Raw genomic sequence first — 22,666 nt, forward strand, 5'->3', positions numbered from 1 at the left:
GTCTTACTTCACATCTGTCATGTCATACAGAGCTGTCTTTCCACTGAGCAAACGATCATAAGCAACGAGCGCGTACATCCCTTGATCTGCAGCCATCGGATCTGCAACGCCTGGCTCTGCGCCGCCGTTATCATTGCCGCCAGCCTTAACGTGATAGAAGCCGCCATCCGTAGTTGCAAAGCTCAGAAGAGCATCGATGGCCGAATGACCATTTTTCACAAAACGTGCATCTGTATGGGGGTTGATTCCTAGACTCGTCAATGCAACGATCACCTGCGAGACGCTCTCCGCATTGTTCGCGTTGTTGCTCTCGAAGCCGCCATCTGCTTGCTGCTCTGCAGACAGCCATGTCAGCGCAGCATCAACCGCCGCCTTCACATCTTTGTTCTTCGTGTAGTAAGGCGCCAAAGCTTGAATGGCCATACCCGTAACGTCAACGTCAGCAGCCGCAGCACTCTCGCCAAGCGCCCAGCCTCCGCCATTGATTTGACGCTTCAGGATGAAGTTGATCAGATCTTCTCGCGTCGTCTGTGCAGATACACCTGCCACGACAGGGATCTCGTACTGGTTGCTATCCAGCGCGATGAGTGCAAAGATGGGTCCGTTAATGCCCTGTTTGATCAGCGTATCGAAGTCCGCCAGCTTCTCAAGCAGGTTGTAACCTGCTACGTCGTCCACGTTGCGGCCCAGAGCAGACAGCGCCAGAATGACGCGGTCATACTCCGTATATTTCACACTGTGGAGGTTGCCTTCCTTCTCCGTCAGTGTTTTCTCTAGGTTAGCGTAGTACGTGTTGTAAAAGGACGCGGGCACTGTCTCGCCCGAGCGTGCCAATCCAAGCACCGTCCATTCGCCGCCCAATGTCGATACGGTTGGGCTCGCAACCGTCTTAAGCAAATACTGGGCCGTTAATGCGATTTGCGTCTCAACGGCTTGTTGGTGCTTATCTACAGCCGGTACCTCTTGCTCCGTACCGTTGTTCGAATTATAGTCATACGAACGCATCGCTACGACAAATGCCATTTCGCGCGTTACGGTAGCTGCAGGGTCGAAGCTGCTGCCTACTCCATTCATCAGTTTCAATGCTAGGCTCGCTTTAACAGCGGATTGGGCCCAGGATGAAACTTTATTAATATCATTAATGCTAGATACAGCTGAAGCGTATGCTTCTTCATCGATGCCAAGCGCACGAACGATCATAACGGCCATTTGTTCCCGAGTAACGGTATCATTCGGTTTGAATTCACCGTTGTAGCCTGTAATGAAGCCTGCTTTGTAAGCCGCTTCAACATATGGGCTGTACCATGCTGTCGATTGAACATCCTTGAAGGAGGACGTCGTTGTCTGCTTCACATCCAGGCTCAGTACAGCGGCCATCAGTTTCGTGAACTCTGCTCTTGTGACCGATCCTTTCGGATTCAACTTACCGTTGCTGCCTTGTACGAAGCCTTGCTCCGTTGCATCCTTGATGGATTGCTCAGCCCACGACGAGATTTGCTTCGCGTCTGTGTACAGCGCGTTCAGATCTACGCCTGTTGATGCTGTGTTCGTCGTATACGTTACGAACGAAGTGAAGTGATTCGTCTTAATAATTAGATCGTCGCCAACCAGGTAGGCGTAAGTAATAAGCGCTTGGCCTGCTGTTGCTTTCTTGCCTGCCTCATCCGAAGCGAACAGCTGGATTGGCGTGAACGATTGATTTTGAATAAAACCAGCCAATTGCCCCTTCGCGCCTTTGATCGTAAGCGTCAGCGTTTGATCGAACTTGTATGAAGAGTCCGCTGCACCCATGAGGAACGCGTGCACGATACTTTCTACCGTAGTGTCTTGACCACTGATCAGCGCAAGCAGATCCGGGTTAGTAGTATCGATGTCGGTGAACAGCTCCATCGTTGACTTACCCGAGAGAAGCTTCGTTCCTTGCTCAATCGAAAGCGACACATTGCCTTTGTTCGTCGTCAGTTGAGGAAGTCCATCCGTTGCATCTTCCGTATTCAGTACAACCTTATGCTGAACATCCGGAATATTCAGTGTGATCTGCTGAGAAGCTTGTTCCTTAGTCGGCTTCAGCTCGTAATCCTTCTGAATATCCTTCGGAACGTCGATAACCGTAGCATTGCTTGATTGCTCCGTGCTTCCTGTACCAGTGCTTGAACCAGCACCTGTGCCTGATCCACTACCTGAGCCTGAGCTTGAGTCGCAGCCACCATCTGGCACCGAAGCACCGAGGTCGCAGCCCAGATCCTTGGTATAACGCCAAGCGACTACATCATTCGCTTTAAGCGTATAGCTGCCCGCACTATAGTTCGGGAAGACACCATTAACCGAATACATCCAACCGCTATCTGGTCCACGGTCGAACTCGCTCAGTCCGTCAATACCTTGCACATACAGCGTTGCACCCGATCCGGTCGAACGGACTTTGCCTGACAGCTCACGTGCCAGCACCGTATATGCCGTATCACCGGATTGAAGCTCTACCCGCTTCGCAGCAAGAATCGTACCCTTCTCACTGTCGCCAGTGACCGAGAGAGTCACATAGCTTGTTGTCGATCCCCCGTTACCCGAGTTCGATGCGGCGCCAACTACAAGCGACTTCGTTGAGCGTACAACAGTCGGTGCATCATCTTGCATATAACCGGTCACTTCAATGGAGTAAGTGCCTGCTTGCGCAATGCCACTGCTGAACGTTGCAATTCCGTTCGCATTCGTCGTTGCAGTCGCGCTGCCAATCTTGACTTGTACGCCTGCCGCAACGGAAGAAACATTATCACTCGACGTTCCGTTCCATACGGAGGTGATTTGCTTCACTGCAACAGTGAAGGACTCCCCTGCCTTCGGTGCAGATGGTGTCACTTGAATGGAATCAACCATCTGCGTATTGGATCCGGCATAATAAACAAGAAGCTTGTCTGAATCATTCACTTCATAATCCGCCATGCCAACAGCCGGGAAGGTCCATTCGCCATCACGATAAACGTTGAACATCCAACCATCGTAGCCGCCATAGGTTCCTGCTGCGATGTTATTAATGGCAGACACATACTTGCCATAGGAGGAATCTGTGACGGTGAGCGGGATTTGCTTCTCCGTCAGAAGTTTCTGAAGTGCCTGCAACGCGTTACTGCCCGTTGATGTGCCTTCTGCAATTGAACCTTGCGGTCCTTCAACCTGGATAGAAACAGCTATATCTTCACCAGGGTTCATAGCCGTTGGATCTGCTATGACGAACGACGTCACAGCTCGAACAAGGCTTGGCGTTTGATCCGTCACATAGCCCGTCACTTCGATTGCGTAAATGCCGGCTTGTGCAATGCCGCTGCTGAATACGGCTATTCCTTCGTCATTCGTTGTGATGGAAATATCGCCAATCTTCACTTGCACGTCAGCCGCTGCTGTTGTCACAACTTCGCTGCTCGTACCGTTCCATACCGATGCCGTCTTGCTCACCGCAACAGTAAACGCCTCGCCTGGCTTCGGCGATTTAGGTGTTACTTGAATCGAATCGACCAGCTGCGTATCCGAGCCGGAATAATAAACGACTACTTTATCCGATTTCTGCAGCTCGAAGGCATCCATGCCAACTGCTGGGAAGCTCCACTGTCCATCGCGATAAACATCGAACATCCAGCCATCGTAGCCGCCATAGGAGCCTGCTGCGATATTGTTAATAGCCGATACATATTTGCCATATGCAGAATCCGTGACCGTGATTGGAATTTGCTGATCAGCAAGCAGACTTTGCAGAGCTTCCAATACATTCGTGCCTGTTGCCGTACCTTCTGCAATCGGACCTTGTGGTCCTTCTACTTGGATCGAGGCCGCTTGAAGCGGCTTGCCCATCGCATAGAGGCGTCCTTCTCCATGTACATACATCTCATACGCGGTAAGCGCCTGCTGTGCTTGTACAGTTGCCATGCTGTCGGACGCTGCTTGCGAGTCGGCAGCATGAGAGAAACCACCATCTACTTGATAGAAGCTGAATAGTTTATCCAGCAGTGTAATGCCGTTCTTCGTGAATGTCGCACCCGTCGGATCAATGCCGTTGGATGAGAGCGCGATAATCGCTTGTGCAACACTCTCGCTGGAATCAACACCATAGGACAAGTAGCCGCCATTCGTTTGCTGGCTGTCAGACAGCCATTGAACGGCGCGCTCGCCTGCGGTCGTGACATCAGCCTGGTCCATATATGGCGCAAGTGCTGTCAACGTCATCGCTGTTATATCTGGATCGCTCGCACCTGTACCGAGTGCAAAGCCGCCATCCTCTTTCTGGCGATCCAAGATCGCCTGCAGCAGCTTCGTACGATCCCACTTCGCATCGCTAGGTGTCGTATATTCGCCGCTATCAAGAGCGATAAGCGCGAACGCCAGACCATTCGTGCCCTGCGCTTCCATCACATCGCTGCTATAAATATTCGCAATGATGTTTACGCCGTCGAAGTCGGTTGCGTCCTGACGAAGCGCGGACAATGCGATAGCGATTCGCTCATAGTCCGTAACAAGCGCATACTCCGGATATTCCTTGACGAATGCCAGTGATGGCAGCGTTGCTAAGTAGCTGTCCGGCACCTCCAGACCTGCACGTGCAATGGCTACAGCCTGCCATTCTGTGTCATCCCAGCTAGAACCGAGAATCCACTGCGCCGGCCAGCCATAGTCTTGCGATGTGCCGAAATCATATAGGCGGTTGCCACCCGTCTTGAACGAGTTGTAGGCAATTAGAGCTTGCAATGCCTGCTCTGTCGCTATACTGTTCGATGCAGCTCCAGGCGTGTGAGAGAACGTTCCGTTATCTTTCCTGAAGCTGAGCAGCTTCTGAACGAGGTTGACGCCATTTTTCGTAAAACGATCATCTGTTGGATCAATGCCTTGTGATGATAGGCCGATTATCGCTTGCGACACGCTTTCACTTGCATCTGCTCCGTATGACAAGTAACCGCCGTTCGCTTGCTGATTGGTCGCGAGCCAGTCGACTGCCTTGCCGATTGCCACCTGAGCTGCGTCCTGCTCCTTGTATGGTGCAAGTGCAATCAGTGTCATCGCCGTCATGTCCGGATCGCTCTTGCCGCTGCCAAGGGCGAAGCCGCCATCATCCTTCTGCAAGGAGATAATTTGCGCAACGATCCTATCACGCGTCCAAGCTGCGTCGTCCGGAACCGTATATCTGCCGCTATCCAGCGCAATAAGTGCGTACAGCGGACCGTTCAGACCTTGGTTCGTCATTCGCTCGCTATTGTAGATTTTTTCTATTAAATTGTAACCAGCGAACTTCGTAGCATCTTGATGTGCGGCCGTTAGACCGATTACCGTACGTTCGTAATCCGTCACCAGCGTGAAGGTTCCTTTGTTCGCTACAAGTGTTTTGTACAACCCTGCCACATAATTGCTAGGAATCTGCTTCTCAGCCTTGGATAGACCAACTGCTTGCCAGTCACCGATCTTCGTAACCGTGAGAATGCTTTGTGCAGCACCCTCAATGGAGGTCTGTACTTCAGCGAGCAATGGATCTACCGTGGTCTCCGGCGCTGTTGTCTCTTCGCTTTCGGCACCGCCGTTCGGATCTGGATCGCTCAACGACTCTACGCTGTCCTCCAGCTCCAAGTCACTGTTTGTCGTATCCTGCGTAGTCTCGACAACTGCATTCGTTGTGGAATCAGATACGTCCTCAGCATAGACTTGGAAAGCTTGCAAGAAGCTTGTAAGGAAGACGGCGAAGGTCAATAGCAGCTTCAAAGCAGCTCTCACAGAACCTCGCCTTTGACTTAATGATGATTTCATTGGATAACTCTCCCCAGTACAAAATAGAATGACACACTTACCTCACTTCAAAAAACGCAAAAAAGCCGCCCTTGTAGGCGGCTTTAACAAAGGACGATCATCCCACGATTAATCGCTATAAGCGATCCGCATACGTGGACGTCGTACCTAGTAGATACATAGGTATCCATTACGTCTTTTCTCATTCTCACCCCCCGAAGAATAAAGAAATTCACATAAAGGCAGGTCTCCTGGCTCATGAGTCATCGCATCTCTATGCCTTCCCAGTACGTACAACAACCAGTGGCATCGTATAGAGGTGCTCATCAATTACAGTGGCGGGACCGCGTCGGATTGTAACCGAACTTCCCTTTTAAGCAGACTTGCAAGCAAGGCTGCACCCTTATGGACTAGATATTCAATTTTTTTGTCCTGTTCATCATACAGACAATTGCATAGGCTGTCTATGAAAATGTTCACAGGAATACTCGGAAATGTCGGTAACTACATTTCAAAGAAACTATCGCGCTCCACTTTGCAAACCCGAAGCCTGTATCTCGAATACCAGGTGGACTTCCCTGTATCTTGAGCGACACGGTGCAGGGAGTGCTCCTTCCAATTCTTGATCGCATCTAAAGACTCCCAATAAGAAACCGTGATCCCTAGCCCATCTTCATCACGGCTGCTGCTCTCTACACCGAGAAAACCTGGCTGAGCCGAGGCCAATTCAACCATCTTATCGGCCATAGTGCCATATCCACGATCGCCCTCTGTACGCTCGGACGTGAATATAACCGCATAGTAAGGGGGCTGTGGTGTCTGTGCCATTTTACTCATCTATTACTACCTCCCAATCATGCAACGATACTCTCAGCATAGTTCTAATCTAGTCTACTTACAATTGTTATATGTATGAAAAAAAGCCGCTAACAGCGACTCTGTGTTCAATCTCCATTGATTATATCATTCGACTTGATCCTAATCGGAATCCAAACCTCGCATTTGTAATCATCAGACCGGTAATCTCCCGCGGTGTATACCTCAATCGCTGGACCGCCTGTATGCTTATAGCCAGTTGCCGGAAACCAATCCTCTGCGATATTGTTCCATACTTCTCAAGTGCATGTTCAAGCCGCTCCATCCACTCCATCGGTGGCATTTCCAATCTTATTCGAATCCCGAATGATTAAAGCCATTACCTACTGTAAACTGACCGCCAAATGTGATCGCCATTAATGTTGAATGCCCTAAACGGTGAGACACCGAGCTGCTGCAGCCGGAGAAGAATGGCCTTAGATTGTATTGTGCGATTAGCTGTGCCATATCAGGTTGATTCGGCATTGCAGCCAATAACGCATCATACTCGGGTAGCAGCTCCGGCATGTATTGCTGACCCTCATTTAATTATCAATGATAATCTCCCCTTCATCCTTCGGTTCTTCGAAACCATTAATGAAAGTATGGAGGAGCTCTTCTGTAATAGGAAAAGCTGCGTTCGCATCGAATCGTTCGCTGCGAACTTTCAAGCGCCTGCGCAGTTCATCCGGCTGTACGCGAAGATACAATAACCTCCATCGTCCTCCTGACTGTTCAATCAACTGCTTATACCAATCGCGCTCACGGCGGTTCCAGAAGCTGGAGTCTACAACGACAGGCTTATTCTCTTGGATATGCTCTACAATCTGCGTCAGCAGCCGCTTATGAGCCGCGTCCAGATTCGCACGATACTGCTCAACCGGATAATCGACACCATAACGTCCATTGGTCTTCCACACCTCTTCATCGATCGAAAGTCGGTTATATCCCAGCTCAGCCAATCGCTGAGATATCGTAGTCTTGCCTGAACCTGCAATTCCGCACATGAGGACAACAACAGGATGACCTGTATCCTTTTCTCGACCGAGAAGCTTCGTTAGATCAATGGATTCCGCCAAATCCACCATCATTCCCCTCACATGATTAGACTAGCTCTAGCAGCTTGTGATCAATGATTGCCACGGTCCCAATATCCGATACCGCGTCCCATAAGATGATTCTCGCTGCTTCTTCGTTCTCAATGAAAGGGTCGAGCTCGCTCAGCTCCGCGTAGTATAACGCACCGAATTCCATTCGTTCCGGCCCATGAAAACTAGGCTGAAGGTGAAACTTCATCAGTCCTTTGAACGCAATCTCGCTAGCATTCTGATTCGTCTCCTCCAGAAGCTCTCTTACCACGCATTCTCTAGCAGATTCGCCTGGCTCGATCACGCCACCAGGCAGCTCCCAGCTGCTGCGCCATTTGTTAAACATCATCAGGAATTTGCCTTGGCATTTCACGACAATCAGTGCATGCGTTAGCGGAGCGTCAAGCTCAATCGTATGAAGATCTGATTCGGTAATCGTAATAAGATCTAGAAGTACATTGCCTTTGGCATCGGTTACGATGGACATAGCTGTCTCCTCCTGTACAAACAATAATATCCATACTATCATATTTTTCCACCGGCGAAGTCTCAATAATAAATAACAAGCTGCCGGTTCTCCGACAGCTTGATTACTTCCTTACCTATGTTTATTACGGATGACGAATTGTATCGTCTGTGTACTTACATCGATGAACTTCACTAGCAGCGAGATCTTGTTATCTGAATTCAGTCGCTCCCAATAGAAATCAGCAGTAGCTTCGATGTCATCAAACAGCGGCACCTCGAATGGCTCACCAACGAACGGCTTAAGAATACCATCAAACTCTGCGCTATACGTATGAAGGCAGTGCCCCGCCCCTGGCTCGAACCCGCTATAGTCGAAAAATTGCCTCTGGCAAACACTCGGATCATTATCATTGGTTTTCAAAATAGACAGCGTATACGACTTGTTTCCACAATCAATCACTGCCGATATACGTGGTGTATAATGCGGTGGATCCGGCTCGAATTCTCTCGTCGTAAGAAGCTGTTGGAACGACTCTCCACGCTGAACGCCCTCATAGATCGTGTCAGTCTGATCGCCATTGCTCACGATATGAATGCCATTCCAATCCCGCACGGGATAATAGATAATGAGCGACGGGTCTTCCATCAACGCGGGATCGAACGCTGTGTTCTTGATGTGATTCCCTTCTCTTTCAAACACACGATTGCGGCTGTTTACACTACGTCCCATCGTCCAGTACACCTGAACATAATGTGAAGCAGACGGCGTCTGTCCGACGATCAACGTCCTTCCTGGGTAAGGCTTGGCGAATAACTGCTCTTCTACCATTGTCACAATTCTCCCCTTGTCATAAGAACAAAAAGAGGCAAGGAGATCACTTGCAATCTCCTTACCTCTGCCCAGGCGTCCGGCCACAATCGTTATATGCTCCCCCATGGTTACCCATGCTTCGCCAGTCACATATACGTGTTTAGTTATTCTCTATATTACCAGTTAAAAACCATATCGACAATACTCTTATCCGAGCGTCTTATCGAATCTCCCGAACATCACGCTCATTAACTGGGTCGGACCCGGCAAATGTGGGTTGAACAGCAGGGTAATCGCTAACGCTGCCGATAATAACGTGATTCCTGTAACGACCTTTCTGGATTTCTTTTGTTTGCAATTTCGTAATTCAACCCATAGGATGGCGGCTGTAAAAAGAAGAATGCCGAGGATCGATACCACTATCATCGGTTTCACCTCCTTATATTCGATTAATATCGATCGCTTTGTCCAGGTACGCCTTGCGGATCTGTGGATTTCCCTGTACTCGTAATAAGGGTATTTACCCGAACCTCTACCTTCATGTTTTCGAGGATTTCATCCCAATTTTGCTTATGCGATTTCCACTGCTTTGGATAATGTCGACGAAACTGTATGGAAAATCCGAAAAAATCGGTTTTCAATTGCTTTTGAGAAAGCTTCAACGCATCTTCGGCTAATCCAGTAAGCTTCTTCTTCCATTGCTGCTCAATCAGCGCATTCATGTGTGGATCAGCAATCGATTTTGAAGTGGTGTTCAGCACCACCTCCCCCTTTGCATCCACCTTGATTTTCATGCTCCACTCGTTGTTGGAGATTTGCGGAGTCAATTTGGTCTTCATAGCGCTCAATCTGATCGATACGGCGCCTTCTTTTCCCTCAATGTCAACTGGCATGATAATATTATTCAATTGATTAAGGAGCATTAATACGCCAACGCTCATCGGCTCGGTCACTGTCTTCACATAACGATCATTTTTAATGAGCGTAAGACCCCTCACATAAGGGTCGCTCGCGTATATACTCTGTCCCGATGTAGGCTTTAGAATGAGCATGCGCGACAGCACAGCTGAACGGCTTGGACCTTCTATCGACTGTGCAAGATTCAAGACGGTTACACGCGTTCCAAGCTTCAAATTGCTCATCTCCCGCAGCGATTCCGCGGAGCTGCGCTCCAATGGTGGGAGAAGCGCTAACAAATCCCTGGCTTTCTTGCTTGTCGAGAATACAAACGCATGCTCTCGGATTTGCGTATACCGAAGAAAGAAATCTAGATATTGACGCAATCCTTGTTTGGAGGCTTGTTCACTTATGACAATGACCTCGCAGTGGCCCCAGAACACGTTGCGAGAAACTTTTCTCTGCAATCTGTTCATCGCTTCAGCCACATTGCTGCCTACCGCGGTACGTATCATCGTTACACCGCTTTGACTTGCTTCACCCGAACCGGTTCCGCTTGAAGAGCCACTCCCCGCCTTGCGAGGAATAAAGATTTGAGCGGTCAGTTCGACTTGATTATCTCTGGTGTCTACACCGGTCGCAAGAATAATAGCAAGATCATTCACTTCAATCCGATCCCAGCAACCGGTAACGAGTAGACAGCTGAATAAAGCCAGGATTTGAAGGGGCAATTTCCATCTCGTCCCTATAAGGCGAGAATCACACTTTTTACGCGTCATCATGGCTGCTTAAGCCCCTCGCCCCTTCATACTTACATTCCATAGCTTTCTCAATAGCGCGCAACCGTACAATAATGCAGGAAAGCAGAATAGAAACAGTAAGGTGTACAAATTGCCAGAGACGCTTAACAGCTTAGCCACGTCTGATTGACCCGTCACAACCCAGTACGAATACGCTAAGCACAAGAAGGATAATGGGGCAACAACAGGTTTATAGTCATCTAAACCGAACCATTCCGCTGTAGTTGTTGCGAAGATGTACAGAAATACAGAGATTTTGACAAAGATTCCGAAAATCCAGACGGCAATGATGACAGCTTCAATATGCTGCAGAAAGTCCGCAATCGTGATGTATCGCGCAGCAATTAACATAGGAAATGCAAAGCTGTCCGTTATGTCGCCAATGAGGAACAAACAAACCAGATTGGTAACGATCATAATGGCTGTTGTGAATAACAGCGACCCCATCATCACTTTACCAAGCTGGCGTTTATGATTGACATAGGGCAGCAAGAAAGCGATAACCATGTATTCGCTTAACCACGCAGCAGGCGCTATGCTGCCTAGAAATGATGGAAGCACTCCATCCTCGAATACAGGAAGAAGCTCTTCAGGCTTCAATTCTTTCATTAGCAGAAGAAAGGTAAGAAGTAAAAGCGCAGTGATTATGGTGACAAAAATTTGTGAGGTGCGGCCCACTACCTCTATTCCGAGACGCACATTAAGTGAACATACAATAACCATAGTTCCCATCACTATAAATAGCGGCGTGCGCGGCAAAGCATTATTAACGATAAATTCACCATACTCTCTAATAATCAAGCCTGTCAGATGAGGCAAATAGACAAGATAAGCCAGCCCGAATACTTTTCCTGGCAGCCAACCTAATATTTTCACACTAGACTGAATGATCGTCATATTGGGGTAAAGGCGATAAATGCCAAGACTGATTCCAATAACGATAAAACCTACGAGTGATCCCCAAATCGGCGAAAGCCACATATCGTGTCCTGCATAATGCATGGTTATACTAGGCACGGACAATATAGAAGTTGCAAGTATGGTGGGCAACAGCATGATCGCAAGTTGCATGTCTGAAATCCGCCCCTTATCGGTTAACAGGTGTACCCCCTCCTTCTGAGCTTAACTTTCAATCATTGGCCTATTTGCTTGCTCCTCTGCATCATGACACCACCAAACGTCCTTACGCCCCTTTGCCGAAGCTGGAGGAGACAGCGATAGATAGGGCATGCCAAATGATCGCAGGCTGCTTAAATGAATCACGATGACAAGTACACCAAGCATCATTCCAACGAGTCCAAGCGTGCCAGCCAACAGCATGATCGGGAATCTGAGCAAACGAGATACGATACCTGCTGCATATCTCGGGATCATGAAAGAAGCAATCCCGGTTAATGCAACGATAATGACCATAGGAGCAGATACGATGCCTGCCGAGGTGGCCGCTTGTCCGATAATGAGTGCTCCGACAATACTGACAGCAGCACCAACCTGCTTAGGCAGCCGAACCCCTGCCTCCCTTAATGCTTCGAATGAGATCTCCATAATCATCGCTTCCACCAACGCTGGAAATGGAATTTCTTCCCTCGCCCTAGCGATGCTTAGCAGTAGAACGGTGGGAATCATTTCCTGATGAAAAGTAGTTATCGCCACGTAAGCCGATGGCAGCATGACAGATATGACAGCGAAAAAATATCTCAACCAGCGAATAGAAATACTCATATATTTATTCTCATAATAATCTTCCGGAGATTGGAGCAAAGAGAAAATCGAAACAGGTGCAATGAGACTGAAAGGTGTTCCGTCAATCAACAGCGCAAAGCGGCCTTCAAGGAGATTCGCTGCCACTACGTCCGGTCGTTCCGTTGCGATCATCTGCGGAAAAGGTGAATATTGTTCGTCCGCAAGGCCTTTTTCGATATATTGACTTTCCAGAACGCCTTTCAAATGCAGCTTTCTTAATCTTGCTCCGACTTCCTCTAACAGTGCTGGATCAAGTAAGCCATCAACATAGGCGAGAACAATGTCTGTGTTTGTATATTGACCTTTGCTTGTTGCAATGAGTTTCAATGCAGGGGTTCTCATTCGCTTGCGTAAGAGAGAAAGATTGGTACTTATATCTTCAGTAAACCCTTCTCGGGGGCCACGCACAGTTGACTCGGCTGTAGGCTCTTCAACAGCGCGAGATGCTGTCTTAGGTACCGAATAAGCTCTGCCAATCGATTGATCCTCCAGCAGCAGCAGAGCTTGTCCATTCAGAATAGCAAGGATAGCTTGATCGATTGTATGGACGTTCTGAACGGAAGACATCGGAACGGAAATCCCAGACATTGAGGATGTGTTATCCTCCACTATAGGAGACAGCAGTTGTCTCTCCAGTCGTTCGCTATCACACAGGCTGCTGCAATACACACATAATGCGGATATATGATTGCCGGTTTGGAAGAAGTGAAATATAATGTCCGCATTATCTCCAAGAACCTCTTGAAGTACTGCATGGTTATCGTCCAGACGTGATGTAAATTCCTCTTTGTATGGTACCTTTTCTGTTTGTAACACGATCCCCACCTCGCAATCCTTACATGGAAATATTAAGTATCTTTATGTTTTTCCCATTAGGTGGAAATTATGCACGTTAGGCTGTTACGCCCGGATTACCTTCTCCCATGCTAGTCGCACAAAAAAACACTTACAGCCTGTCGGCTCGTAAGTGTTACACTGCTGCACATCTTTTAGCTAAAAGTCCATCCAAATAAACTCGGCCACTGCAAGAATCAAGGCGATTATATTGCCTACAATAAAGAACCACTTACGCGCACGTCGACTCATAGGCTCAGTCTCTGTAATCATCTGCCAAGCGATAATTCCGTTGATGACAAGGAAAATAATGAGTGCTAACAACCAATTGGACAACATCCGGATCTATGACCCCTTTTTCTTTAACATAGTTAATGGTACACATATCCATATTAGTTGAATTCGTTCTATAGGTCTAGCCTCATCCATCGACAAGGAATCGTATCAACGAGAGAGAATAGGTAAATTGTTACACTATCGTTTAAGAAAGGATGCGTTCAAATGGAGATTGCCATTACTAGAGCTTCGATTTCGGATGCAACAACAATCTTAGCCCTTCAAAAGCTTGCTTATCGCAGCGAGGCAGAACTCTACAATGACTTCAACATCGAGCCGCTTCTCCAAACACTCGAGCAGTTGGAGCAGCAATTCGACGATCATATCATACTGAAAGCTGTCATAAACGATAAGATTGTAGGCTCAGTCAGAGCTATTGAACGGGATGGCACCTGTTACATTGGCAAGCTCATGGTTTCTCCTGAGTGCCAGAACCACGGCATTGGCAAACTGCTAATGAGGCAAATAGAAGCGCTGCAGCCCCACTCTCGCTTCGAACTCTTCACAGGCTTCAAGAGCGAACGTAATATTGCGCTGTATCAAAAGCTTGGGTACCAAATTTATTGCGAACGGGTAATTTCACCTGAATTTAGTTTGATTTATCTTGAAAAGAACAGGTCTTCTTAATTAGTTGCACCTTTAATCTGCACATCAAGCGTACCAGAAGCATACCAATAGGTAGGCACCCAGCTTATCTTTGGGAGGAAACAAAATATGTATTGGGGATACCCCGTCGCCTATAGACAGTCTTTTCAGCCGGTCTGGCAGACAACCTTTCAACAATCGCTTGCGATGATCCGTGAGGCCGTGCAAGACGAGCGTCATGATGAACTATTTTATGAGGAGTTAATCCGACTTGCACCTACTCAAGCTCAGCAAGAAATCATTACTTCCATCCGTGAGGATGAGCGTGGACATAATCGTATGTTTAGAAGCATGTACAAGGAATTAACCGGGCAGGACATCGCTCCTCCAGCGAATGTACCGTTTCAGAAACCAGCCTCCTACGTAGATGGCCTAACACAAGCGTTGTTTGGAGAATTATCTGCTGTAGAGAAATATCGTGCAATCTGGTCAGGTCTACCTGCCGGCGTTTATCAGAATACCGTACTCGGTATTATTCTAGATGAACAGAAGCACGCAACCAAATACAACTATCTCTTATTACTAAATCAAATGAAATAACAGAAGGCCCTTCAAGTGCTCATTCACTTGAAGAGCCTTCTTCTATCCCTACTCCTCATGACATGAAAGAAAGCCGCGATAGCCGCGGCTTTTCTCTACTAACAGTTATTCTATAATGGCAACCGGACGAGCCCAGCCACCGCTTGCTTTCTCCACTTTGATCGGAAAGCAAGCAATTTTGAACCCATATGGACGTGGCAGCTGATCGAGGTTCGCCAGCTTCTCAATCTGGCAGTATTCGCGATCCTTGCCCACATAATGTGCCGCCCATAGCACGCCTTCTTTGGGGTCGTTCTTATAAGCATCTGCTTGAAGATTAAGCGGGATATCCCATCCCCAGCCATCGGTGCCGACGACCTTAATGCCTTGGTCGAGCAGCCATACTGTTGCCTCGGCAGACACACCAGCATGAAGGAACGCATAATGCTCTTGGTACAGCCGCTTGTCCGCATCGCTGCGAATAAGGACGATATCGAACGGCTTCAATGTATAGCCAATTCGGTCTAATTCATTAATCAGATCTTCTGTTGTAATCTCGTAGCCTGGCGGCTTCGTACTGAAATCAAGCACAACGCCATCGGAATAAAACCATTCGAGCGGCAGCTCGTCAATCGTTCTAGCTGGTTTACCTTCTGATGTCGGCCAATAGTGCCAAGGTGCATCGACATGCGTTCCTGCATGCGTGTTGAGCGTGACGGTTTCCGTTGCCCAAGCCTTGCTCTCTGGGAAATTGTCAGGCTGTAACCCTAGGATGGCAGACGCTTGTCTAGCTCCATCCTCATGACTTGCATAATCAATGCGCGCTGGCAGCGGCTCGCGAATGCTCGGGCTGATAGGTACGCTTAGATCGATCAGTTTCATCGTATACGACTCCCTTTGTCTTCGAATGATCATATCGAACAATGACCGCATCTATTCTAGTATTCAACCCTACCGCAGCGCAACCATTATTTCCAAAGTTATAAAGACATACTTTTGCAAGGAGCCGCAACGAGCTTCCGCTCTAATCCATTAACAGCCTTCCAGTCGCCCTAGCGCCAATGGTCTTCTTCACATGTGTCGCCATGAATCGAACAATTTCCTCGGTAACCATATCTGCTGCATGAACCTCTTGCGTGTGGTAACCATCTCCGTATTCATATATGAACCTTCTCTTCCATAACAATGCACGTTGAACCGCATCATTCATCCCCGATCGATCAGCAACGATCTGGACAAAGCCCTGCTTCTGCCAATATTCTGCGTTTCCCTTCTCTTGTCCGGGCAATGGCCGATGAACAACAACAGGAAGCCCTACCACTCTAGCCTCCGCAAGTGTTACACCGCCTGCCTTCGTAATCAGACAGGAAGCAGCCGACATCAGCTCTTCGATATGTTCAATAAATCCTACGACGTGAACTTGATTCGCATGCTTGAACTGCTTCGTCAGGGTGCGAAGCACCGAATCATTATGACCGCAGACAACGACGATCTCCGCATCCTGCCGAGCCATGAGATCGTCGATATCTGACTTCACTTTCGCATATACACCATTGGCGCCTGCCATCATGAGGATCATTGGTTTCGCTGTGTTCAATCCGTACTTCTGATAAACTTCGTGCTGAGCCACATTACGCAGAAACGAGGAGCGCACTGGAATACCACTAACAATAACCCGATGAGCAGGTACGCCTTTGTCAATCAACCAGCTCTTCATCTGCTCACTTGCAACGAAATAACGATCCGTGTTCGGATGAAGCCAACGATTGTGCAGCACATAATCCGTTACGATTGTCATGCAGATACAGTCTCCCATAACCGCTGCATCCATCTCGGCCGTTGCAAGGTAAGGGAACGTATGCAGCACAAGATCGGGACGCTCCCTCTTGGCAATTTCTTTAATTCTGTCCATGCCCATTAAGCGCATCCATTGATTCAAACGGCATTCGGGGTCAATTCGATTCGTATACTCATATATCCATCCATAAAGCTTCGGGCAATAAATCGAGCCTTGATGAAAAGCAAATCGAGTCCACTTATCCCACAACGGGTGAGCCATGGCGAACACATCCAGCATTGTAACATCGAAGCGTTTCATCCTCTCTAAGCGCTCCTTCATCGCTCGAGCAACCTGATAGTGACCTTCGCCGTATTTCGCATAGATGATAAGTATTTTGGGCTTATCGCTCATGGTCACACCGCTCCTCTAATGTTTGTGTGGCGTATGGGATTCCACCAAGTTAGGCTGACCTTAATGAATTCCCCTTCTTTTCTTAAGGAGCCAGAACAGCCCTGCCACTAAAATGATCCCTGCGATTCCATAGCTAAGGGGATGGAGTATCCGCTCGATCTGATCGGACTGTCCCAGCTTGTATCCTGCAAAGGCAAGCGCCATATTCCAAGGGATACACCCGATGAATGTGAATAAGATGAACTTCGTTACACGCATACTTGCAATACCGGCTGGCAGTGAAATGAACGTTCGTACGAATGGGAGATTACGGGCAATCAATACCGTTAACTCACCGTGACGATCGAACCAACGCTGTGCTTGTTCATAGTGTGATTGCTTGAACAAAATATACTTCCCATATTGCTCCAATAACCGTCTGCCGCCCAAGGCTCCGATATAATAAGCGATGATCGATCCAACCAAATTACCGAATACGCCTGCAGCGACGACACCCCAATAGGTCATGGAACCAAGGGCTGACGCAGCACCTCCGCCCAGCAGAATGACTTCGCTCGGAATGGGGATACAGGCGCTTTCCAGAATCATACCGATGAATATACCGGTCAGACCGAGTGTATCAATAAGATGAATTGCAGTTCTTGAGAACCAATCTATAAGCTGATGCATCGAGTATCCTCCCTACGCATTAAACAGCAAGTAAATGAGGAACACGGCTGCCAATACGAACCGATAATAAGCAAACGGCGCCAGCTTGAAACGCTCAAGCAGCTTCAAAAATGTTATGACAGCGATTAGTGCTACCGTGAAAGCAACAACAAATCCTATAGCAAACCAACCTATATCGGATGAGCTGAGCGTATCGTAGCTCTTAAGCAGCTCGTAGCCGCTTGCAGCCACCATCATCGGAATCGCGATCAGGAACGAGAAATTGGTTGCTGCCCGATAACCGACGCCTGACAGCAGGCCACCTGCAATCGTAGCCCCTGAGCGGGAAAAGCCCGGCCACAACGCAAGACATTGGTACATTCCAATGAGCAGTGCCTGCTTATAGGTGACTTGATCGATCGCCTGGGCTTGTACTTCCTGCTGATGACGTTGACCGATAAGCATGAAGATACCGCCTGCCACCAATCCTATCAACACCGTATAAGGCGAGAACAAATACGATTTGATAAACGAATGAAGGATTAATCCTAGTGCCATGGCAGGCAAGCAGGCCAAGATCAAGTGAAGCAAATTCAGTCGATGAGCGGGCTGTGCATTCCCTACATTCCCCGCTTCTAATTTCGCAAGGCCAAGCAGGTTGAATATTCGTCTCCAATAGATAACAGCAACCGCTAGTATGGCGCCTAACTGAATGATGATCTCGAACGTATCCGCTTTATCACCAGTAAACCCGAGCAGCTTGCCGCTCAAGATGAGATGACCGGTCGATGAGACAGGCAGAAACTCCGTCAATCCTTCCACGATGCCTTGGATGACGGCATTAAACACGTTGTGCATGAGGTCGTGTCCACTCCTTTGTCAATTAAAAGCTAGTTAGATCAGCTGTTACCTACTATAAGCACCATTCCTAAACGAATCGTGAAGCCTTTATTAACATTTTCTTAACTGCCCGATGGGCAAAAAAAAGAAAGTCTGACCTGTGTCGTCAGACTTTCTCATTATCCCCTGCAGCGATACCCCGTTCCCCACACCGTCTCGATGTAAGCAGGATTAGCAGAATCCCTCTCGATCTTCTCGCGGATTTTCCGAATGTGAACCGTTACCGTCTGGACATCGCCCATCGCGTCTATGCCCCATATTTTTTCGAACAGATGATCTTTACTGAATACACGATCCGGGTGCTTGGCTAGAAAATAGAGCAGGTCAAATTCCTTCGTCGTCAGCACCACCTCGGTCTCGTTCACGAACACCTTGCGCGTATCCGGATCAATATGAAGGCCGCGAATACGAATGTCATTCTTCGTTTCTGCTGTACCGACAAGCCGCTCATATCTAGCGATATGCGCCTTGACTCGAGCAACAAGCTCCGCAGGCTTGAATGGCTTCGTGATATAATCATCAGCGCCTAGACCAAGTCCGCGAATGAGATCAATATCCTCTCGACGTGAGGAAACCATCAGAATCGGGACGTTCATCTTCTCCCTGATCTTCCGGCACACCTCGAACCCATTAAGCTTAGGCAGCATGAGATCCAGAAGGATCAAATCATATGCAGCCGATAGACTCATCTGCAGCCCAAGCTCACCATCCTGTGCAATATCGACTTGATAGCCATTTATCTCCAAATAATCCCGTTGCAGCTCGGATATCGACACATCATCTTCAATGAGCAGTACTTTCTTCATCGTTTATCATTCCCTTGTCACTCGTAATAGGAAGGCTTAGCGTAATGACCGTTCCCACTGTAAGCTTGCTTGCAGCTTCGATGGTGCCGCCATGTCCCTCCATAATCTGCTTGGCAATCGCTAACCCAAGCCCGCTGCCTCCTGTATGTGCGCTTCGTGATTCATCCGCTCTAAAAAACCGTTCAAAAATATGCGCCAAGGCGTGCGGCTCAATGCCGACCCCATTATCCGTTATCTCCATGATCGCTTGGTCTTCCCGGCAATAGGCCAACAATCGAATCTTCGGCGTCGGCTTATCCATATACCGAACGCTGTTCTGAATGATATTGTTCAATACGCGCTTAAAGTGATCCATATCAAGCGACACAACGGTGTCCGTCTCGATTCGAATATCACGATCAAAGACGATGCCCCGCTTCTCGAGCTCGAACTGCAGCTCCTCTGACCAATCGAGCAGCAAGGGCAGCAGCTTAACGCTTTCCATATGAAAAGGCTGACGATTCAAATCAAGCTTGGAATATAAGAACAACTCCTGGATCAAATGCTCCATCTCTTCAGCCTTACGTGCAATTGTCTGCATATATTTCTGACTCTTCTCCGGTGTATCCGCAACGCCATCCATGATGCCGTCAATATAACCTTGAATGGCGGTAAGAGGCGTCCGCAAATCATGGGAAATGCTTGCGATCAGCTCCTTGCGATTCTCTTCATACTGCGCCTGCATTTGAAGCGAGTGTTGAAGACGCGACCGCATTTCTTCAAATGCAATGCCTAATTGGCCCGTCTCGTCCCTCGAATCAATCTTCAGCTCGAAATCTAGATTCCCTTCCTTAATTTCGCGTGCAGCGTTCCGAAGTGCTCGCAACGGACGGATAATTTGCTTCGACATATAGGCCGTTAACAGCACGTGCGTCAATACAAGCACACAGATTAGTGCAATGAATAGAGTCGGAAAATATTGACGGATATAATACATCAGCGGATCGACCTTCGAAATAATGAACAATGTCCCCTGCTCGTTATCACGATAGCTGAAATCAAATTGAACAAACGAATAGCTGGCATTGTCCTCTTTCATAAGCGGGTACAAGCTGTAGGCATCCTTCTTCGAATAGGGAGGCAAATCGGCTGTCACAGCCGGAATCTTGTCCATGCTGCTGGATTGATAAATAATCGCGTCACCGATTCGGACGACAATGCCTGCATCTTCATCCTTCAGCTCTGTCGTCAGCTCATCCAGATACCCGCGGTCAAGCAGCAGCTCGGGCTCACGTTTCACGGATCGCGAGAGCTCTTTAACGATATGCTCAGTATTCTCATGATCGAAACGTTGTTCGGTCGTTTCATATAAGCCCTTCATATTTTGCAAATCGCCTCGGAAGAAAACGATCATCAGCAGCGATAGAATGATCATCATAATAATCGGGATGACAAGCATTGCCGCATAGGATAACAGCAGCTTCATACGAATGGACACGCTAGACATTCTCCTTCATAACATCTGCTCTTTATCTAGGAATATCATAGAACAGCCATCTAAATATCAAGTGAACAGAGTATTAAAATTTAATTAATTTCTATAATCGTGAAGTGTAACAGAGCGGGGACTGTGAATCAATTCAGTGCGCTATAAAAGATGGATCAACGACATCATCCGCCATCGTTTGCCGCGGCGCTGCGTTACACTGGAGTTGTCTAATAGTAGACATTCGCGAGGAGGAATTGGGTTTGAAGCAGTACGATATCATTATGATCGGAAGCGGCCATAACGCGCTTATTGCAGCAGCATATTTAACACGTGCAGGAAGAAGCGTTCTGCTGCTGGAGCGAAACGATCGTCCCGGCGGGTTTCTACGCACAGAGGAGCTTACGCTCCCTGGCTTCAAGCATGACGTCTACTCCGCAGCGCATCCCTTGTTCTTGACCGGTCCAGCGTATGCCGATTTCAAAGAAGCGCTCGAAGCGCGAGGTCTTCGCTACTTAAACACCGATCTGCCTACAGGTGTATCGATGGAATCCGGCGAAACCGCCGTACTGCCTCGTTCGAGCGATGCGCTTGCAGCCGAAGCGGAACGGCTCGCGCCTGGCGACGGTGCCGCACTTGGCCGCATCTTCGAAACATTCGCCCCCTATGCAGGCGACGTATTCGAGCTTTTCAACCTGGACTTAACGAGCGAACGTGCAACGACCATCATAGATAAGCTGCTTCATAAGCATGATCAACACGGACACAGCGGCCATCAACAAACCCTTTCTTCCTTCTCCGCCTACCTCTTCTCCACCGCTCGCCAAGCTGTATCCGAGCTAAAATCGCCTGTCACTCGGGCCATGCTCGCTTCATGGGTAACGCACCTTGGCCGCACGCCGGATGAGGTTGGCAGCGGAGTCTGGGTTCCGCTTACAGCGATGGCGCTGATGGGCGGCGGCATGCCGATTCCCGAAGGCGGCGCGGAGAAGCTTGCATCGTCACTTGCGCAGCTGGTGATCGATCAAGGTGGCACGATCATTGCGAATTCGCAGGCGGAACGGATTGTTGTGAAGAACGGTCGGGCTGTCGCCGTTCGTACAGCTGAAGGTGAAGAATACCATGCGAAGCAAGCGGTCGTGGCCTCAACCGGGCCGGATCAACTATATCTCAAGCTATTAGCAGATGAGCCGCTGCCTGCCGAAATCACGACCCAAGCGAAGCAGTTCCGCTATGGCAGAGGCTGCGTACAGATTCATCTTGCACTAAGCGAGCCGCCGCAATGGCCGGACTCCCGCTTCAATAACGTTGGTCAGCCGCATCTGACCGATAGTTTGGATGGCTTCACCCAAGCTATCGCGCAAGGCATGGCTGATCTGCTGCCAGCGAAGCCGACGTTTACGGTCGACTGCTCGACGAATCTCGATCCGTCCCGCGCGCCAGCAGGCAAAGCAATTATGCGTCTGCAAGTGCTGGAGGTTCCATGCCGTCCGCGCGGTGATGCAGCCGGACTTATCCCTGTCGGCGACGGATCATGGACACCGGAGCTGACGGAACGTTTTGCAGAACGAGTAATTTCGGTCGTTGCGAAGCATATCCCGAACATCCCTAGCGCGATTATTGGCAAATATGTCGTTACGCCTGACACGATCGCCCGTTACAATCTGAACTCGGGTCCCGGGGACCCCTATGGCGGCGCGCATGATTTGGCCCAAAGCTACCTGTTCCGCCCCCTTCCTGCGCAGCCGAGTCATCAGACTTCGATTCCGAATCTGTATATGCTAGGTGCAGCTACGTGGCCGGGCCATGGTGTTAATGGTGGGTCAGGATATATTGTGGCACAGCAGCTGTTGTCCGGTCAGAAGTAGGTCTAATTAGGATGCACCAAAAGAGGAGCGGT

At 48.7% G+C, this 22,666-nt stretch carries 19 protein-coding genes, 1 pseudogene and 2 riboswitches; of the genes and pseudogenes, 3 read left to right on the top strand and 17 right to left on the bottom strand.

Annotated elements, in window-relative coordinates; translation table 11 throughout:
* Nucleotides 1–3: 3 nt before the first annotated feature.
* The 11 genes and pseudogenes from DFQ01_RS10610 to DFQ01_RS10660 all read right to left on the bottom strand — a co-directional run bounded on the left by DFQ01_RS10610 (nt 4) and on the right by DFQ01_RS10660 (nt 13,238).
* On the bottom strand, nt 4–5,781 hold the full coding sequence (locus DFQ01_RS10610; protein WP_110043879.1) for an S-layer homology domain-containing protein: 5,778 nt from the start codon (nt 5,779–5,781) through the stop codon (nt 4–6).
* 203 nt (nt 5,782–5,984) lie between these two features.
* Nucleotides 5,985–6,180, bottom strand: a riboswitch (cobalamin riboswitch).
* Nucleotides 6,181–6,264: 84 nt separating this feature from the next.
* On the bottom strand, nt 6,265–6,597 hold the full coding sequence (locus tag DFQ01_RS10615; protein WP_110043880.1) for an antibiotic biosynthesis monooxygenase family protein: 333 nt from the start codon (nt 6,595–6,597) through the stop codon (nt 6,265–6,267).
* A gap of 107 nt (nt 6,598–6,704) precedes the next feature.
* Nucleotides 6,705–6,863, bottom strand: a pseudogene (locus DFQ01_RS10620) (GyrI-like domain-containing protein); the annotation flags it as partial.
* A gap of 64 nt (nt 6,864–6,927) precedes the next feature.
* A complete protein-coding gene (locus DFQ01_RS10625) occupies nt 6,928–7,143 on the bottom strand; it encodes a hypothetical protein (protein ID WP_110043881.1) in 216 nt (71 codons plus the stop codon).
* A gap of 17 nt (nt 7,144–7,160) precedes the next feature.
* Entirely contained in the window at nt 7,161–7,706 is a 546-nt protein-coding gene (locus DFQ01_RS10630; protein ID WP_245946618.1) for a P-loop nucleotide/nucleoside kinase family protein, read from the bottom strand.
* Nucleotides 7,707–7,719: 13 nt separating this feature from the next.
* A complete protein-coding gene (locus DFQ01_RS10635; protein ID WP_174812687.1) occupies nt 7,720–8,190 on the bottom strand; it encodes an NUDIX domain-containing protein in 471 nt (156 codons plus the stop codon).
* Between the two features lie 111 nt (nt 8,191–8,301).
* Complete coding sequence (locus DFQ01_RS10640; RefSeq protein ID WP_110043884.1) at nt 8,302–9,000, bottom strand: IMP cyclohydrolase; 699 nt, start codon at nt 8,998–9,000, stop codon at nt 8,302–8,304.
* A gap of 62 nt (nt 9,001–9,062) precedes the next feature.
* Nucleotides 9,063–9,142, bottom strand: a riboswitch (ZMP/ZTP riboswitch).
* Between the two features lie 47 nt (nt 9,143–9,189).
* The gene (locus DFQ01_RS10645) at nt 9,190–9,408 is read right to left on the bottom strand and encodes a hypothetical protein (protein ID WP_110043885.1); all 219 of its coding nucleotides are present in this window, start codon (nt 9,406–9,408) and stop codon (nt 9,190–9,192) included.
* 23 nt (nt 9,409–9,431) lie between these two features.
* Nucleotides 9,432–10,610 carry a Ger(x)C family spore germination protein gene (locus tag DFQ01_RS10650; protein WP_174812688.1) on the bottom strand — a complete coding sequence of 393 codons (1,179 nt, stop codon included), beginning with the start codon at nt 10,608–10,610 and terminating at the stop codon, nt 9,432–9,434.
* Between the two features lie 57 nt (nt 10,611–10,667).
* The gene (locus DFQ01_RS10655; protein ID WP_110043887.1) at nt 10,668–11,750 is read right to left on the bottom strand and encodes a GerAB/ArcD/ProY family transporter; all 1,083 of its coding nucleotides are present in this window, start codon (nt 11,748–11,750) and stop codon (nt 10,668–10,670) included.
* A 51-nt stretch (nt 11,751–11,801) separates the two neighbouring features.
* The gene (locus tag DFQ01_RS10660) at nt 11,802–13,238 is read right to left on the bottom strand and encodes a spore germination protein (protein WP_110043888.1); all 1,437 of its coding nucleotides are present in this window, start codon (nt 13,236–13,238) and stop codon (nt 11,802–11,804) included.
* A gap of 519 nt (nt 13,239–13,757) precedes the next feature.
* Here DFQ01_RS10660 and DFQ01_RS10670 point away from each other — a divergent pair.
* Both DFQ01_RS10670 and DFQ01_RS10675 read left to right on the top strand, forming a co-directional pair.
* Nucleotides 13,758–14,219 (top strand): GNAT family N-acetyltransferase, encoded by a 462-nt coding sequence (locus DFQ01_RS10670; RefSeq protein ID WP_110043890.1) that lies wholly within the window; start codon nt 13,758–13,760, stop codon nt 14,217–14,219.
* An 87-nt stretch (nt 14,220–14,306) separates the two neighbouring features.
* A complete protein-coding gene (locus tag DFQ01_RS10675) occupies nt 14,307–14,777 on the top strand; it encodes a ferritin-like domain-containing protein (protein WP_110043891.1) in 471 nt (156 codons plus the stop codon).
* Between the two features lie 105 nt (nt 14,778–14,882).
* On the opposite strand, the gene DFQ01_RS10680 is transcribed toward DFQ01_RS10675, so the two are convergent.
* The 6 genes from DFQ01_RS10680 to DFQ01_RS10705 all read right to left on the bottom strand — a co-directional run bounded on the left by DFQ01_RS10680 (nt 14,883) and on the right by DFQ01_RS10705 (nt 20,778).
* On the bottom strand, nt 14,883–15,638 hold the full coding sequence (locus DFQ01_RS10680) for a cyclase family protein (RefSeq protein ID WP_110043892.1): 756 nt from the start codon (nt 15,636–15,638) through the stop codon (nt 14,883–14,885).
* Nucleotides 15,639–15,780: 142 nt separating this feature from the next.
* Nucleotides 15,781–16,947 carry an MGDG synthase family glycosyltransferase gene (locus DFQ01_RS10685; RefSeq protein WP_110043893.1) on the bottom strand — a complete coding sequence of 389 codons (1,167 nt, stop codon included), beginning with the start codon at nt 16,945–16,947 and terminating at the stop codon, nt 15,781–15,783.
* 60 nt (nt 16,948–17,007) lie between these two features.
* Nucleotides 17,008–17,616, bottom strand: coding sequence for a DedA family protein (locus DFQ01_RS10690; protein ID WP_110043894.1), 609 nt, complete (start codon nt 17,614–17,616; stop codon nt 17,008–17,010).
* A 12-nt stretch (nt 17,617–17,628) separates the two neighbouring features.
* Complete coding sequence (gene bacA, locus DFQ01_RS10695) at nt 17,629–18,453, bottom strand: undecaprenyl-diphosphate phosphatase (protein WP_110043895.1); 825 nt, start codon at nt 18,451–18,453, stop codon at nt 17,629–17,631.
* A 161-nt stretch (nt 18,454–18,614) separates the two neighbouring features.
* Nucleotides 18,615–19,301: a response regulator transcription factor gene (locus DFQ01_RS10700; RefSeq protein ID WP_110043896.1), complete on the bottom strand. Its 687-nt coding sequence runs from the start codon at nt 19,299–19,301 to the stop codon at nt 18,615–18,617.
* The gene (locus DFQ01_RS10705) at nt 19,279–20,778 is read right to left on the bottom strand and encodes a sensor histidine kinase (protein ID WP_110043897.1); all 1,500 of its coding nucleotides are present in this window, start codon (nt 20,776–20,778) and stop codon (nt 19,279–19,281) included. The genes DFQ01_RS10700 and DFQ01_RS10705 overlap by 23 nt, the downstream gene beginning before the upstream one ends.
* A 251-nt stretch (nt 20,779–21,029) precedes the next feature.
* Between DFQ01_RS10705 and DFQ01_RS10710 the strand changes: the two genes are divergently transcribed.
* Complete coding sequence (locus DFQ01_RS10710; protein ID WP_110043898.1) at nt 21,030–22,634, top strand: phytoene desaturase family protein; 1,605 nt, start codon at nt 21,030–21,032, stop codon at nt 22,632–22,634.
* The last annotated feature ends 32 nt before the right edge of the window (nt 22,635–22,666 follow it).

This window comes from Paenibacillus cellulosilyticus, assembly GCF_003182255.1.
GTDB classification, from domain to species: Bacteria; Bacillota; Bacilli; order Paenibacillales; family Paenibacillaceae; genus Paenibacillus_T; species Paenibacillus_T cellulosilyticus.

What these genes read in the sequence shown, in the direction of transcription:
- DFQ01_RS10680 (WP_110043892.1), bottom strand. Translation starts at nt 15,638, where the DNA reads ATGAAACTGATCGATCTAAGCGTACCTATCAGCCCGAGCATTCGCGAG.
- DFQ01_RS10625 (WP_110043881.1), bottom strand. Translation starts at nt 7,143, where the DNA reads ATGCCGGAGCTGCTACCCGAGTATGATGCGTTATTGGCTGCAATGCCG.
- DFQ01_RS10670 (WP_110043890.1), top strand. Translation starts at nt 13,758, where the DNA reads ATGGAGATTGCCATTACTAGAGCTTCGATTTCGGATGCAACAACAATC.
- DFQ01_RS10685 (WP_110043893.1), bottom strand. Translation starts at nt 16,947, where the DNA reads ATGAGCGATAAGCCCAAAATACTTATCATCTATGCGAAATACGGCGAA.
- bacA (WP_110043895.1), bottom strand. Translation starts at nt 18,453, where the DNA reads ATGCACAACGTGTTTAATGCCGTCATCCAAGGCATCGTGGAAGGATTG.
- DFQ01_RS10630 (WP_245946618.1), bottom strand. Translation starts at nt 7,706, where the DNA reads ATGATGGTGGATTTGGCGGAATCCATTGATCTAACGAAGCTTCTCGGT.
- DFQ01_RS10700 (WP_110043896.1), bottom strand. Translation starts at nt 19,301, where the DNA reads ATGAAGAAAGTACTGCTCATTGAAGATGATGTGTCGATATCCGAGCTG.
- DFQ01_RS10675 (WP_110043891.1), top strand. Translation starts at nt 14,307, where the DNA reads ATGTATTGGGGATACCCCGTCGCCTATAGACAGTCTTTTCAGCCGGTC.
- DFQ01_RS10645 (WP_110043885.1), bottom strand. Translation starts at nt 9,408, where the DNA reads ATGATAGTGGTATCGATCCTCGGCATTCTTCTTTTTACAGCCGCCATC.
- DFQ01_RS10635 (WP_174812687.1), bottom strand. Translation starts at nt 8,190, where the DNA reads ATGTCCATCGTAACCGATGCCAAAGGCAATGTACTTCTAGATCTTATT.
- DFQ01_RS10690 (WP_110043894.1), bottom strand. Translation starts at nt 17,616, where the DNA reads ATGCATCAGCTTATAGATTGGTTCTCAAGAACTGCAATTCATCTTATT.
- DFQ01_RS10615 (WP_110043880.1), bottom strand. Translation starts at nt 6,597, where the DNA reads ATGAGTAAAATGGCACAGACACCACAGCCCCCTTACTATGCGGTTATA.
- DFQ01_RS10640 (WP_110043884.1), bottom strand. Translation starts at nt 9,000, where the DNA reads ATGGTAGAAGAGCAGTTATTCGCCAAGCCTTACCCAGGAAGGACGTTG.
- DFQ01_RS10610 (WP_110043879.1), bottom strand. Translation starts at nt 5,781, where the DNA reads ATGAAATCATCATTAAGTCAAAGGCGAGGTTCTGTGAGAGCTGCTTTG.
- DFQ01_RS10655 (WP_110043887.1), bottom strand. Translation starts at nt 11,750, where the DNA reads ATGCAACTTGCGATCATGCTGTTGCCCACCATACTTGCAACTTCTATA.